General features: G+C 52.8%; 14 protein-coding genes. 6 read left to right on the plus strand and 8 right to left on the minus strand.

What is annotated here, in order from left to right:
* Window positions 1-13: 13 nt before the first annotated feature.
* On the plus strand, window positions 14-793 hold the full coding sequence (locus MHI42_RS14485; RefSeq protein WP_342424244.1) for a TatD family hydrolase: 780 nt from the start codon (window positions 14-16) through the stop codon (window positions 791-793).
* 344 nt (window positions 794-1,137) lie between these two features.
* Here the strand turns inward: MHI42_RS14485 and MHI42_RS14490 are convergent, their stop codons facing one another.
* The 4 genes from MHI42_RS14490 to MHI42_RS14505 all read right to left on the minus strand — a co-directional run bounded on the left by MHI42_RS14490 (window position 1,138) and on the right by MHI42_RS14505 (window position 5,322).
* Window positions 1,138-1,713 (minus strand): histidine phosphatase family protein, encoded by a 576-nt coding sequence (locus MHI42_RS14490; RefSeq protein WP_342424245.1) that lies wholly within the window; start codon window positions 1,711-1,713, stop codon window positions 1,138-1,140.
* A gap of 81 nt (window positions 1,714-1,794) precedes the next feature.
* Complete coding sequence (locus tag MHI42_RS14495) at window positions 1,795-3,084, minus strand: MFS transporter (RefSeq protein ID WP_342424246.1); 1,290 nt, start codon at window positions 3,082-3,084, stop codon at window positions 1,795-1,797.
* Window positions 3,085-3,170: 86 nt separating this feature from the next.
* Window positions 3,171-4,325: a winged helix-turn-helix domain-containing protein gene (locus MHI42_RS14500; RefSeq protein WP_342424247.1), complete on the minus strand. Its 1,155-nt coding sequence runs from the start codon at window positions 4,323-4,325 to the stop codon at window positions 3,171-3,173.
* 241 nt (window positions 4,326-4,566) lie between these two features.
* Window positions 4,567-5,322: a YjgB family protein gene (locus MHI42_RS14505; protein WP_342424248.1), complete on the minus strand. Its 756-nt coding sequence runs from the start codon at window positions 5,320-5,322 to the stop codon at window positions 4,567-4,569.
* Between the two features lie 409 nt (window positions 5,323-5,731).
* Here MHI42_RS14505 and MHI42_RS14510 point away from each other — a divergent pair, with 409 nt between their 5' ends.
* Genes MHI42_RS14510 through MHI42_RS14520 form a run of 3 tightly spaced genes read left to right on the plus strand, consistent with a single transcriptional unit; the run spans window position 5,732 to window position 8,974 of the window.
* Entirely contained in the window at window positions 5,732-6,262 is a 531-nt protein-coding gene (locus MHI42_RS14510; protein WP_342424746.1) for a sigma-70 family RNA polymerase sigma factor, read from the plus strand.
* A complete protein-coding gene (locus tag MHI42_RS14515; RefSeq protein WP_342424249.1) occupies window positions 6,259-6,603 on the plus strand; it encodes a hypothetical protein in 345 nt (114 codons plus the stop codon). The genes MHI42_RS14510 and MHI42_RS14515 overlap by 4 nt, the downstream gene beginning before the upstream one ends.
* Window positions 6,593-8,974, plus strand: coding sequence for a carboxypeptidase-like regulatory domain-containing protein (locus tag MHI42_RS14520; protein WP_342424250.1), 2,382 nt, complete (start codon window positions 6,593-6,595; stop codon window positions 8,972-8,974). The genes MHI42_RS14515 and MHI42_RS14520 overlap by 11 nt, the downstream gene beginning before the upstream one ends.
* Window positions 8,975-9,067: 93 nt before the next feature.
* Here the strand turns inward: MHI42_RS14520 and MHI42_RS14525 are convergent, their stop codons facing one another.
* Both MHI42_RS14525 and MHI42_RS14530 read right to left on the minus strand, forming a co-directional pair.
* Window positions 9,068-9,619 carry an RDD family protein gene (locus MHI42_RS14525; protein ID WP_342424251.1) on the minus strand — a complete coding sequence of 184 codons (552 nt, stop codon included), beginning with the start codon at window positions 9,617-9,619 and terminating at the stop codon, window positions 9,068-9,070.
* Between the two features lie 25 nt (window positions 9,620-9,644).
* Window positions 9,645-10,112: a hypothetical protein gene (locus tag MHI42_RS14530; RefSeq protein ID WP_171717436.1), complete on the minus strand. Its 468-nt coding sequence runs from the start codon at window positions 10,110-10,112 to the stop codon at window positions 9,645-9,647.
* A 138-nt stretch (window positions 10,113-10,250) separates the two neighbouring features.
* Here MHI42_RS14530 and MHI42_RS14535 point away from each other — a divergent pair, with 138 nt between their 5' ends.
* Window positions 10,251-11,162 (plus strand): copper amine oxidase N-terminal domain-containing protein, encoded by a 912-nt coding sequence (locus MHI42_RS14535; protein ID WP_342424252.1) that lies wholly within the window; start codon window positions 10,251-10,253, stop codon window positions 11,160-11,162.
* On the opposite strand, the gene MHI42_RS14540 is transcribed toward MHI42_RS14535, so the two are convergent.
* Together MHI42_RS14540 and MHI42_RS14545 are read right to left on the minus strand one after the other, a co-directional pair.
* Window positions 11,163-11,471 (minus strand): hypothetical protein, encoded by a 309-nt coding sequence (locus MHI42_RS14540; RefSeq protein WP_171717438.1) that lies wholly within the window; start codon window positions 11,469-11,471, stop codon window positions 11,163-11,165. It abuts the gene before it with no gap.
* The gene (locus MHI42_RS14545) at window positions 11,464-11,826 is read right to left on the minus strand and encodes a hypothetical protein (RefSeq protein WP_342424253.1); all 363 of its coding nucleotides are present in this window, start codon (window positions 11,824-11,826) and stop codon (window positions 11,464-11,466) included. Before MHI42_RS14545 ends, MHI42_RS14540 begins: the two co-directional genes overlap by 8 nt.
* 449 nt (window positions 11,827-12,275) lie before the next feature.
* Between MHI42_RS14545 and MHI42_RS14550 the strand changes: the two genes are divergently transcribed.
* Window positions 12,276-13,256, plus strand: coding sequence for a BadF/BadG/BcrA/BcrD ATPase family protein (locus MHI42_RS14550; protein WP_342424254.1), 981 nt, complete (start codon window positions 12,276-12,278; stop codon window positions 13,254-13,256).
* The last annotated feature ends 14 nt before the right edge of the window (window positions 13,257-13,270 follow it).

The following is a 13,270-nucleotide window of genomic DNA, read 5'->3' on the forward strand; positions in this document are numbered from 1 at the left end:
GGAGCAATTACGCATGATTGATGCCCATATTCATCTGGACCAATATGAAGAGACTTTGTTATCCTCTTTGCTGCAGAGCCTGCCGGAGCAGGACATTGAGTCGCTGATTGCGGTCTCGATGAACCTCGCCTCCAGTCTGCGTACTCAGGGGATAGCAGCCCGTTATCCCGGGCTGGTGAGACCCGCCTACGGCTTCCATCCCGAGCAGCCGCTGCCGCCGGAAGAGGATCTGGCCGCGCTGCTGGACTGGATCACGCTCCATGCCCGGGATATGGCAGCTATAGGTGAAATCGGGCTTCCCTACTATTCCCGGGCTGAAGCTATAGAGCACGGGGAAGCATGGGATATGGAACCTTATACCCGGCTTCTGGACAGACTCCTTGGCCTGGCTGCACGATTAGCCAAACCTGTGGTGCTGCATGCTGTCTACGAAGATGCCTGGACCGTATGCGATTTGCTTGAGCAGCATCACATTACCCGGGCCCATTTCCATTGGTTCAAGGGCCCGGGAGATACTGTGGACCGTATGATCAGCCGGGGCTATTATATTTCGTTCACTCCCGATATTCTCTATGAACAGGAGATTCAGGATCTCGCGCGCCGCTACCCGCCGGAGCTGGTCATGGCGGAGACCGATGGTCCATGGCCGTTTGAAGGACCATTTACCGGGCGTACCACCCATCCGGCAATGGTGCATGACGTTGCCGCTGCCTGGGGAGCGCTGCATGGTTATACCGGGAGCGAGGCGAAGGCTATTTTAACAGCGAATACGGTGCGGTTCTACGGACTGTAGCTTAGCCATCACCGTACCCCAGTGAATGATGGACTCCGCCGTGCCGCGGCTACCGCCAGATAATCCTGTACAAACTACAACATTTCCCGCATTAATTGGGCCGCAATCTCAAATTGTTGCACCAAATGCAGCATTTCTCCTCCTCCAGGCGGTTTGGCGGGACAATTCTTGTATTTCATACAACAATCACCCCAATGACCCGGGTATCCATGGTCCGAAGTTGTAATCCGTACAACATTTTACTTATGCAGAGCGAACTTAAGACGCTTACTCTCCTCCCTCACGCCAAAGAACGCACCCAGCCCATCCGCGGCTTGGTACGTTCTTCCGGCCATTCTCCATTCTTATCCCTCAACTACAAGATGCTCCACCCCGGTCAATCTGCCTTCGGAGAAGGCCATGACGTAAATATCCGGCTTGGTGGTCTTCAGCAGGAAGTCCAGATCATATTCCGGGGCAAAATAGCCCATCATTAGCGCCATTACGAGCCCGTGGGTACCGATGGCAACTCTTTCTCCTTCATGTGCCTGCAGGATTTCCTGCAACGCTTCTACCGCCCTTGCCTGGCATTCGCGGTTCGATTCCCCGCCCGGCAGGGCATAGTCCGGATCGGCATACATCGCCTGAAGTGAAGCAAGCAGATCCTCGTCCGGCAGCTGCCGGTTGCCCTCCATCCAGACCTTCTCTCTCAGATCCTCCTTAAGAGTAATTTCCTGCCCTAGCGCCTTTGCCAAATCGGCAATCGTATGTATGGCCCGGATGTACGGGCTGCTATACAGCGCATCAATGCCTTCATGACGCAGGCATGCTGTTACTCTGCGGGCATCCTCTTCCCCTGCAGGAGATAGGCCGCGCGTCCATTCGTCCACACCGGTGCGGAGAGAATCGCCGTGTCTCACCATATAAATATAAGTCGTCATTGGTTCCTCCTGAATATGTAATGCGGCAGTGCAGAAAAAGCCCCGAAGGGCTTGATCTTAAACTTACTGTCTGCCTATAAGCTACCCCTGTTCTACTGCAGCTGCGGGCTGTACACCTTCCAGCTTAAGCTTGGCCACAGGCCAGAGCAGCCGTCCGAAGAGAAGACCCGCCAGACCCAGAAGGAGCAGCAGCAGACCGATGTTAACAAAAATACGGGCAGGGCCTGCATACCGGACAAGCAAGCCGCCTAATAAAGGTGCAACAATAAGTACCGTGCTGAGTACGGTGTTCTGGATGCCGAAGATCCGGCCGGTCATATGCGGCGGGGTTTCTTTTTGCAGACAATAATTGAACGTAACCATGAATACCCCGTTTCCGATCCCCAGTACAAATCCGATCAGCAGAACCCATACTATCGAATCGCCCGGCTGAAGCCATCCAAGTGCAGCAATGGAACCGCCGATCAGTACATATCCCGAGCCGAGCCTCCAGCTATATCCCGTTTCGGGATTCAGCTTGTTCAGCAGAAGGATGATCAGCACAGCTCCAACTCCGGTAGCGGCTACCATCCAGCCGAGCAAGGATTCCCGCTCCGGTGCAAATACCCGGAACAGGCTGGTGAACTGGAAGTCGACCACCTGAATCACCAGTGCCCCGGCCAGCCCGAACAGCATAGTATTCAGCAAAATCCGGCTGCGCAGCATGAAGCTCCAGCCTTCCCGCCACATCGTATGCAGCGGAATCTTGTCTTCCGGCGCCTCTGGCTGTTTGCTGTCCTCTTCATCTGTACGGATGTTCTTCACGGACAGCAGCAGCAGATAAGAACAGCCGCGCAGCAAGGCATTGATCAGGATGCACCATTGCGGCGTAAGGAAGGCGAGCGCCAGACCTCCGAGCAGCGGGCCGGCGATTTTGGAGCCCTGATTAACCAGTCCATTGAGCGACGAGGCTTGCAGCAGCTGATCCTCTCTGACCAGGCTGCGGGTCAAAGACTGCTGGGCAGGCATATTCAGCGTGGATAGCGCTGAACGCAGCGCCAGCACAGGCAGCAGCCAGACCATACTCGGGGCGAATAGCACCAGTACAGTAAGCAGCGCAGTAAGCAGATCACAGACACGCATCAGCTTCAGCTTGTTCAGCCGGTCGGCGGCTACTCCGGCAATTGAGCCAAACAGAATGCTCGGCAGCGCCAGCGCTACCGGAATAAGCGCCAGCATCAGCGGCCCGGCCTGCCAGCGGTAGCCGACCAGCACCTGAATAGCCAGTGCATCGAACCAGTCGCCGAAGCTTGCCGTGGCGAATGCGCTGTATACCCGCATGTACGTTTTGTTATGCAGCAGGCTGGTTCCCTGCTTGGTTGTAAGCTCCATCTGACATTCCTCCAGGTTACATGTAATATCATTGAATGTGTGCTGCATTCATGATCCTAATGTAACGGAGAATTGTCAGAGAATTATCAGGGGGATTCGAGCAGCGGCAGCAGCAGATTCTCGAGAGGCAGTTCCAGCCTTAGCAGACCAAAAGCTTCAAGCTCTGCTGTAAACAGGCTCTCATACTTGCGTCCCAAGGGGCTCCCGGCCAGATACATCCGGCAGAAATGGTAGATCCGGTACACCGAATAGAACCGCAATGGCACGAAGCCGGACATATCGAGCACCTGCAACCCCTCATGTATCAGTTTCTCTCCCTCTGCCCACTGTGCACGCCGAAGCGCCCACAGTCCCTTTACTACTTTGTAACCGCCGATTTCCCGCAGAAAAGGCTTGTCCCTAAGGGTCCGGCTGACGGTTTCATCCATACGCTCCAGCTGCTCATCCCCGGTTCCCGCCACCAGATGAATGAACAGCTCCGTAATCTGCGTCGCCGGAACAAAGTTCTCAAAATCCGGTTCGGCTATTACCTGATAGGAACGTTTCAGGCGTTCCAGCGCTTTTTCCGGCTGGCCTGCCAAGGTGTACAAATCCAGCATAGTTAGAATCTCCAGTTCCAGCTGCTCAGGCGGATTTAGCAGGTTCTTCTCAATCAGACGCTCGGCGTATTCCATCTTCACCTTGGGGTCACCTATGAAGAAGTAGAACAGGTTGAGGTAAAAAAGCCGGTCCTTCAGCGGAACCTCGTCCGTGTAGATCAGCCACTCCAAATCTCCCTGGACGAAATGAACGACCATCGAATAATGCGGGTCCAGCTCGTAGCCGAGAATATCCTGCTGGCGCGCGAGGGTCAGCATCGATTTGCCCTGACCGTAGATATGAAATTTCATGAATACCTCTGACATTGTATTCCGCAGTTCCGGATCATTCGTTGCCGGATTCATCGCTACGCCTTCCGGAGAGCCCTGCACAGCCAGACTATATCCGAATCCGCGGATAGTCTTAATGTCGATCCCGCCCAAGTCGCGCAGCTTCTTGCGCAGCCGGTAGATATGATCGTCGACGGTCCGCTCCACCGGATACTCCATCGGCCATACTTTATCGAGAAGCTGCTCGCGGCTGAAGGTCCGTCCCCTGTTGCGGTACAGAAACTGCAGAAGCGCAAACTCCTTGGGCAGCAGCTCTATGGTTAATCCGCCGGCAGATACTTTATATTCGCTTCCGTTCAACTCCAGATGCATAGCTGTGCCTCTTTTCTTCTACAGATCAACCCATAAACTGATTATATCAGCAAGAAGTTCTACGCACGATAGCAGTAGCTGCATTCATGGAGGGCCTGCTCCCGGCGGTTGCCAGTTACTTGTATCCGATGATCAAAAAAAGAAAAGTCCCTCCACAGTTGCCGCTGCGAAGAGACTCTTCTTAAATTGCTCTATCTATGTGACTGCAGCTGCCGCAATCCGGCGACTTACAGATGCTGTTCTAACCAGCCATATTGTTGATCGAATCCTGTTCGGAGAATACTGAGATATGATCGACGGTACCCGTTGAATCCGGAATGATGAACTTGAGCTGATACTGCTTGCCCGCCTGGTATATATAAATGTCATCGCTGCCGTTCACGGAGGTAGCGTCCGGCTTGCCGAGGACTTCTTCAATCTGCTTCAGCGTCAGCTTCTGTAAGTCGGAGGCGCTTGAACGCACATCAAAGATTTGGCTGCCCTTGTTAAAGCCGATTACCACGTGCTTGCCGGCATACGTGGAATAAATGCCTTTGCCTGCCGATTCTTTGGTGTCCGGCTCTCCCCATGCTGCTTCCACATCGTCAATAAGTCCGCTGTGTGCAGCATATTCCACGCCGGGCACCTTGCCCTGCTTGGCTAGCTGCAGCAGCTCTTTCAGCTGCTTGCTCAGCTCCTGCGGCGTAGCGGCCGACGCTTCATCTGCCGCTGCGCCAGGCTCAGCAGCCGCTGGTGAAGCGGCCGCAGCAGAGCCGCCTGCGTCAGGCGCAGCTGTTGCTGCAGCGCCGCCAGCTTCAGCCGGCTCCGTGCCCGCCGCCGGGGCGGGACTCCCTTCCGGCTGTGCAGACGCTGGAAGCTCCGAGGCTTGCGCAGCCGCCCCTCCGGTATTCGCCCCGCCGGTATCCGCCGCATCCGGCTTACCGGAATTACAAGCCGTTAGACTGAGCATTCCGCCGAGTAAAATTATGCCTGCAATCGTTTTGAATGATGTGATCATGATGCCATCTCCTTCGTAATAGGGAACTTCCTCTAAAGTCTAAACTGTTACCCTATGACGCAGTGTCCCCGCTAAAGGTTGCACAATGCTCCTTCTCAGGCTGCTTCTTCTATAGAACATTTTTGGCATGGAGCAGCTGGGAATGATGCTGCCGCGTGAAGTTGCAGCGCTGCTCTCACCGCAGAACGCCCCCAAAGCTGCATTACCGGATCTGTTGCATTTAGTACAATAGAACTCCCTAAAAATTACCCGGAATTCGATTCTATTGCACTTTCTGCAATTGAGAAGCACATTCGCTGCTCAAGCCCTTCAATTCAGGAATTATTTCCCTGCAGCACGCAACCTTCCTCCCGCAGCACGCATCTTACTAATAAAGGGAGGGGAGCTTCATCTGGATATTATAGAGAGAATCAAAGCCAGGGATGAGTCCGCTCTCCGCCAGCTGATGGAGCAATATGGGGATATGCTGCTCCGGACCGCCTGGCTGCTGCTGCGGGACCGGCAATCTGCCGAGGAAGCCGTACAGGATACCTTTATTCAGGCCTATGCCAAAATCGGGCAGCTGAAGGACCCTCAGCGTCTGAGACCCTGGCTGATCACCATTGTGGTTAACCGCTGCCGGATGAGACAGCGGACATGGAGCTGGCGAAATATTTTTCCTGCGCCGGAGGGCGGGGCCTGGGTACAGAATGAAGCTGGCGCCTCCGCAGGCGCAGAAGAGCTGTTTATAGCAGAATGGCATAATCTGCAGCTAAGTGAAGCTGTAAGAAGTCTGGATTACATCTACCGCGAATGCCTGACGCTGTACTATTATCATGAGATGAGTATCCGTGAGATCAGCGGGCAGTTGAGATTACCGGACAATACGGTGAAATCCCGGTTATCCCGGGGACGGACACTGCTGAAGCAGATTCTGGAGAAGGAGGGGCATGCTCTATGAGCAGTGAACAAGAATACATCAAACGCCGTCTGGATGAAGAGTTGAGCAGCCTCTCCTTCAGCGGACAGGAACGGGTTCTGCAGCAGACTCACCCTAACGCACCGCTGGCCCGCCTGCGGGCACTATGGAATAAGGAGCTGGAAATTCCACTCAAGCCACTGGGTGCGCTATCTGCACTGTTAATCGCAGGAGCGCTGATCCTCTGCTATCCGCAGAGCGGGACCCCGGAACATGAAGCCCGTACACTGCCCGTACAGGGCCAGCGGGAACTAATTGAAGCCGGCGGCAATACGTACTGGAAAGACATTTATGAACAGGCGGTGAGACGCCATGAAAATTAGAATCAAGGTCAAACAGCTGGTGCTGTTCGTGCTGCTTCCGCTTGCGCTGTTGATACTAATACCGGGTGTTCTTCAGCAGGCAGCAGCGCCATCGTTTCAGCCTGCAACCTCCGCCACAGCGGATACCGGGGCCAAGGCACGCCAGGAACTGCTGAACACTCTGAATTCCAGCACCGGCAGTAAACGAATGACGCTTATCCGCACCAGGATCATTGAGCCCGGCAATGCGAGGCCGCCATATCAGTACAATGTATATATCGGTTCTTCCTCAAGCCAGTGGAGCCAGAACAATAATGAAGAACCCCCTTCGCCGCTGCTACCCGCAGATAAGCTCCGGTTCCTGAGAGAATATGTACTCGAAGGCCCTATTGACCGCTATCTGCTTACTGCGGCTAAACAGCTGGTCTATGAATATGATGTCCTGGGCACCGGAAGTGACGGAGACAAGGTCCTTACGGAGGCTATTGCAAGAATTAGCAGCAAATCCTCTTTGGCCAGAGAGCTGCTCCTGCTTCAGGCACAGCGGGCACTGAGTGCAGGCAATTGGGCGGCTGCAAAAGTGCTGCTCGTGCAGGCTGACTCCCCGGGGCATTATGGTGAAGAAGAATTAGATGTCCGTTCGGCCTGGCTGAATGCATGGCTGCTCTTTGCAGAGGGAGACAGCAGCGGAGCGCTGAAGCTGGTAAACAACGGTCTGGAGAATTATCAGGAGGTGCGTGACCGGAAGTATCAGGAGATGAACGATGGGAGTGGCGGAGACTCCCAAGACTCCCAAGACTCCAATGACTCCAAAGACTTACAAGGCTCCACGGGGGACTCTGCATCCGCACCGGAATCCTTTACAGCAGCTTCACAGTTTCTGGAGGAGCCACATTCTGAATCAGAGCGGCAACTGCTCCTGATGCGGAACGCTTTATTATCCGCTGCAGATTCAGGAAACTCTGCTCCTGCCACCGTGTCAGGGACACTAACCTACAGCGACGGCACTCCGGTCTCCCGGGCAGGCATCTTCCTGCGGCCGGAGAGCGAAGTGAGTCATAGTGTGTTATATGGCTCGGAGCCATATGAAATCGTCACAGATGCACATGGCCGTTTTTCCTTCTCAGGCGTCATTCCCGGCTATTATCAGATATTTCTGGGCCTGAGCTTTGAACAGATCGATGGTTGGACCTGGCCTGTGCAGACTGATGACTGGATCGAGATCAAACCAAATGATCGTTTGACTAATAATATTATCCTTCAGCCTCTGCTGGAGCTGAAATCACCGGTAAATTCGCAGATCCTTACAGGTGATTCTGTAGAATTCGAGTGGGAAACTGTCCGGAATGCCGCCTCATACAGTCTCAGCGGCACAGTCTCAGCGGAAGGCAGCAGCTTCAGTTATGTAATCCGCCAGCATATCACGGGTAATAAGATTTCCATCCCTGTAACAGAGCTGTATAGCAGCGGCGGCTTCTCCACCAGCAGCAGCGGAGAAGGCTGGGAATCAGTTGAGCCTTCGTCTCTGCTCGGCTTCGCTGATCCAAGCGGACGCTTCTCGTGGAGCATCGAAGCCTATGATGAATCCGGACGGGTGATTACCCGCAGCAATGGCTACCGGCTGAACGAGGACACCGTCGGCAATCTGCCTTTCTTCCATTTACAATCACGCAGTCTTACCGCTGCCGATCAGCTGGTTAAAGCGCAGAAGCTTGAGCAGGCACTGGAAGCGTACCGCCACGATTATGCCGGAGATCCCCAGGATGATCATGCGCTCAAAATGCTGGTTCATCTCATGACAGCCAAGGCTTCCTATACAAAAGACGAATCCTTAGAAGCAGCAACGATACCTCTGCTAGTGAAGCTTGTAGAGCTGTGTCCGACTGCAGACTATGTCTTCAACCTGGCGCATTACTACTATGAGCAGTCTGACTGGAAAAGCTACAATCATTATTATTCCTGGTTTCTTGAGCTGCGTGAGCAGAAACCGCACAGCTATGATCTGGGTATTAACGCTACCGCGCTGATGTACCAGGGGGAATTGGACGAAGCCCGCAGGCAATTCGTCGCCTCGCTGGAGGAGGATGGCAGCCACCGCTTCATCGGCAGCTATCTGGCGGCAGAGCTGGCGGCGGGACAGCCGCTGGATGACGTACTAAAGCTTGCTCAGCGTTATCCCCAGCATAGTCCCGGCTCCGGCACTGTTAACTGGGCGAAGCTGATAACCCAGATGAAGGCAGAGCGTACAGGACAGCCGGAGCTCTTTGACCGGCAGCTGAAACAGATGCTCGAACTATATACAGCAAGGTCCGGCAAACTCAGGGAATGGACTGGAGAAAGCGGGGATTCCGCGCTCAAGACGTTCATGAAGGCTGTTCTGGAAGTGGACTAATCCTCCTCCGGAGCAGGGCAAAGGGGATAGAACAGGAGCGGCAGCGCCGCCTGGTCTATCCCCTTTGTAGTTGGCTTATTCTAGTCTTTTGGCTCAAACAAGACGGTCCAGTGCATCCTTCTTAACCACATAGGTTCCGGCCATCATATCATGCAGCGCCCGGTTGCGCCGGGTGAATGCAACGAATAGGCAATCGGCGACCACGACCCAGCCAAAGAACACATTCAAATTCGTGGCGAGCGGGCTCCAGTTGGCCAGACTGCTGGAAACCGCAGATAATTCCTCAGTGTTCAGACTCACAATAACCGCAAGAAATCCGTTGACGATGAAGAAGAGATATCTAATCAAAGCCTGCTTCAGCGCCGGATATCTGCCATCCTCATTAATAATTCTTACCCCCAGAAGCAGTCTGCCCGGAGTGCCTCCATATTTGACAACCATGAACACATTGAAGCCTATCAGCAGCACAAACTGAATAAAAAGTGGAAAAGCCGATTCCGCCGACTCTGCGGCAGAGACGCACAACCTGTTCAAAAAATACGTAGGAAGGGCCAGAATCAGAAAATCAATGAAGCTGATCAGTACTCTTTTCCAAAAACCTACATAGTCATCCAAATCGAGCTGTTCCTCTATCCGCTGCTCCATACTGTTCCCCCTCAGTGTATAATAATCAATCCATAATATCCTTCCCGGTCTGTATGGCCTCCTCTAGCGTATTAGCCGGACCCGAGATATATCCCTCTCCGGCTGCAAGCCCGTAGCGCTCATCAAGACGGGTCAGCATAATCCAGAACTTATCCAGCTTCTGAGACGCTATAATAGAGCCAATCGAACGCCGTGACCGGTCTGCATCCAGGACCGTCAGAATTCCCAAGTAGTATCCGCCGCCATCCTTAAGCTTCACATCATAATGAAGACCTCTATCCAGTGTAAGCTCGCCGGTAAACTCACTGCTTCCGGGCACACCTCTCCATACTTCACCCCTCAGCCCGATTACGCTATGCTTCACGACTTCATTATTGGAGTAAATCACACTAGGGTACTCCCGCTCCACATGCTGCGGACGAAACCATTCATAGCCCAGGAATGCCACGATCAGTACTGTTATTACTGACACTATCCATGATTTCCGGGTCAAAGCTCTACCCCCTTTTCTATCAACTTCCATGAACTGCTAGAGTACAACTGGCATATACGCAACTTTCAAATAGATCCGGCGTCTATAACTGTATAATTTTAGTAAATCAACGACATTCCCGAAGGAGGACTACTCAAGATGAAGGTCATCAAATTTATCTGCCTGCCGGTGCTGCTGTTGATATTGCTGTCCGGCACTGCCCTGGCAGCCCCTGCCTCAGTTCCAACCATTTCAGTAGAAATAAACAACTCCACGATAAGCACAGACATGCCCCCTTATCTCACACAAGGCACAACCATGGTCCCGCTAAATGTAGTGAAGCATATCCCGGGGATTACTGTCGCTTGGAATAATGACACCAAGACAGTTACAATTGGCCGCAGCGGGGAAACAATCACACTGGTTGCGGGTCAAAAAAACGCCCTGATTGGAAGCAAACCAACCGCCCTGCCTGTCGCCTCGGTTTTGCTTAAAGGCAGAGTCATGGTGCCGATCCGCTTCATAGCAGAAGCCGCAGATGCGCATGTAGCCTGGAATGCTGCCACCCGGATTGTGTATGTCGCCAAAGCAGATGAGGCGCTGATCACTCAACTCCAATCTGCGAATCTGGGGGAAGCACGTACAGCAGCACTTCATTTCCCCCGCGTCAGCACGCTTAAGCAAATCCCTATCATTAATGAGTCACAGAATCAGGACTATTATTTCCCGGAAGGCACAGCGGGCCGTTTCTTCATTCAAGGCGGGCCTGGTTTTTCGTATTATGAAGTTACAGGTAATTATGCGGAAGAGATCTGGTCTGCCAAAATAGACTATAGTGCCCCATCCTCTGCCGGACTCTTCTTTGTACCGTACAAAATTGTGGATCAGGCCGGAAAAATGCCCACCTATAAGGGTAGCCTCGCATTCTTTCATCTGATGCTTCCGGTTATGGAGGCAACCTATGGATTCATTGATGCTACGGGTGCCTCCAGGACGGTCGGGCAACAAAATATGAAGCTGAATGAATTCTTTGAAATACCAGGGGAAGCATCATCCTCTGTACAAATCTAATTACATCCAGATCGGTACCGCAAACGGAACAAGAATCAGCAGCAGCGCGGCTGTACTCAGACTCCGGGTCCACACCGGCTTCAGCTTCTGATTCTTCTCCGATTTGTACCAGCCCTTGAACTGCCAATAATTCCGGTACATCACTAAGAATATGAGAAAATTACCGATTACTGCAGTATACAAATACCCGGTCCATCCATATAACATTTTGAAGATCCACTGCTCCACACCCCCGAGTACACCTAGTGTCAGAACCAGCAGAACCACTAAACGCAGCATCTCTGCTATAAAAGTTGCGAATTTACTCATTTTGTCCTCCGGTTTCATGATTTATAGCGCCTGCCTCCAGGAGACTGGCATCTCCGATGTATCTGCTTACATGCTGCAGAATCTCGCTGCTATTGCGCACTATTATCCTTTTAGCCTTGTACGCTTCGGTTAATTCCATAATGGCGGGAACGCTCTCCCTCATGAATCCCGGGTTCCATTCGAACAGCATCACGGACAAATTCTTGAAAGTCTGCTTATAGTTTCCCTGCTCCAGACCCAGCCTTGTCTTGATGAACCTCCGGATTACCCGCCCATTCTGCACATACAAATTAGGTTTAATCAGAAAAATCAAATCCGCTTCCCCGAAGCTCTCTGTTCCCCATTTGTGATGCACGCCTTCTATAATCCACGACTCCGCAGCAACTGTTTCAGCTAACCGGGTATCCCTGACCTCTGGTGAATTGCGGGTGTTGTCCGTACTCCGGTCCCAGACAAAATTGTCAGTTTCATAACAGGGGATACCGTAGATTCGCGTTAATTCCCTGGCTGTATATGATTTCCCGCTGCCGCATCCGCCTATAATTCGTATTCTAATCCCAATTACCTCCTATGGAATGCCAGACTGACTACCGGTCCGCATCATAACCCGGAAGAATGCCCCTCATCCAGTTCGTTTCTATAACTTCTATATTTACCCTGTTTATCCTGCTTCAGCAACAGCAAGCTCCCGGAATAGCGGCTGCCGTGAAGGAGCATTATCCCCTCGCAGTATCTGCCTGTGTTATATCCAACGCTGGAGTGATTATAGTATCCTGTAGAAAAGAACGTGAAGAGGTGTCCGGAATGCAGCGAACAGATGTTGTAATTGGAATCGATGGAGGAGGAACTCATACGCGGGTTATAGCCGCCGACATAGAGGGTAATATACTTGCCTATTGCAGAAAAGGAAGCGCTTCCGTGTATAGGGATTCCGCAGCTCAGCATAACGTGAGGTCAGCGATTATAGAAGCGCTGGAAAGCGGCGGCATCGAACCGGGCAGGGTCATCGGCATCGCTGCCGGGGTTGCCGGATATGACTCGCCGGAGGATTTGAACTGGATCTTGCCGCTCACCGGGGTTCCGGAGCTGACTTGTCCGAGGTGGCATGTCAATGACGCGCTTATCGCCCATTACGGAGCACTGCTTGCGCAGCCCGGCATTATTGTCATCTCGGGAACTGGCTCCATCATTATTGCCATTAATGAAGACGGACATTATTTACGCAATTATGATTTCCATCATTATGCCGCAAGTGCCGCCCGGCTCCTCTCATATGATACCGTCTTTGAAGTGCTGGCCGGTCACACAAATTCAAGCGATGAGCTGCTTGTCGACCGGATGCTTGCGCACTGGAACGTTGCTGCAGTCTCTGAACTATATATGCTTGCAAGTGAAGGGTTTGACGATGACCGGAAAGCCCGGGACAGACGTTTTGGAGAATTTGCTCCTATAGTTACGGAAGAAGCGGAGCGCGGAAGCTCCGCCGCCGGCCGGGTCTGCGGCAGGGCTGCAGAGCAGATTAAGACGGGTATCGGTCTGCTGGCTTCTTCTTTTACGCAGCAGACCGTCCCGGTAGCCTTCATCGGCAGTGTGGCAAACAGCAGGTATTTTCAATCGGAATTACGCAGTTTACTGAAGAGCGGGGCCAACAAACAGTATAAGGTAGTAACGCCACAGCTCCCGCCCGAAGCAGGAGCTATCCTGTATGCATTGGAGCAATTAGGCCGGCCGGTCACGGAAAATATAATCAGCCGGCTGCAGCATAGCAGCAAGCTGCCTCAGTGAGCATATACGCAGCG

This window comes from Paenibacillus sp. FSL E2-0178 (assembly GCF_038593005.1).
Taxonomy (GTDB): Bacteria; Bacillota; Bacilli; order Paenibacillales; family Paenibacillaceae; genus Paenibacillus_AQ; species Paenibacillus_AQ phytohabitans.

Bases quoted from the DNA above. Each gene is read 5' to 3' on its own strand.
- MHI42_RS14515 (WP_342424249.1), top strand. From the start codon at position 6,259: ATGAGCAGTGAACAAGAATACATCAAACGCCGTCTGGATGAAGAGTTG.
- MHI42_RS14490 (WP_342424245.1), bottom strand. From the start codon at position 1,713: ATGACGACTTATATTTATATGGTGAGACACGGCGATTCTCTCCGCACC.
- MHI42_RS14505 (WP_342424248.1), bottom strand. From the start codon at position 5,322: ATGATCACATCATTCAAAACGATTGCAGGCATAATTTTACTCGGCGGA.
- MHI42_RS14550 (WP_342424254.1), top strand. From the start codon at position 12,276: ATGCAGCGAACAGATGTTGTAATTGGAATCGATGGAGGAGGAACTCAT.
- MHI42_RS14525 (WP_342424251.1), bottom strand. From the start codon at position 9,619: ATGGAGCAGCGGATAGAGGAACAGCTCGATTTGGATGACTATGTAGGT.
- MHI42_RS14535 (WP_342424252.1), top strand. From the start codon at position 10,251: ATGAAGGTCATCAAATTTATCTGCCTGCCGGTGCTGCTGTTGATATTG.
- MHI42_RS14495 (WP_342424246.1), bottom strand. From the start codon at position 3,084: ATGGAGCTTACAACCAAGCAGGGAACCAGCCTGCTGCATAACAAAACG.
- MHI42_RS14520 (WP_342424250.1), top strand. From the start codon at position 6,593: ATGAAAATTAGAATCAAGGTCAAACAGCTGGTGCTGTTCGTGCTGCTT.
- MHI42_RS14540 (WP_171717438.1), bottom strand. From the start codon at position 11,471: ATGAGTAAATTCGCAACTTTTATAGCAGAGATGCTGCGTTTAGTGGTT.
- MHI42_RS14500 (WP_342424247.1), bottom strand. From the start codon at position 4,325: ATGCATCTGGAGTTGAACGGAAGCGAATATAAAGTATCTGCCGGCGGA.
- MHI42_RS14485 (WP_342424244.1), top strand. From the start codon at position 14: ATGATTGATGCCCATATTCATCTGGACCAATATGAAGAGACTTTGTTA.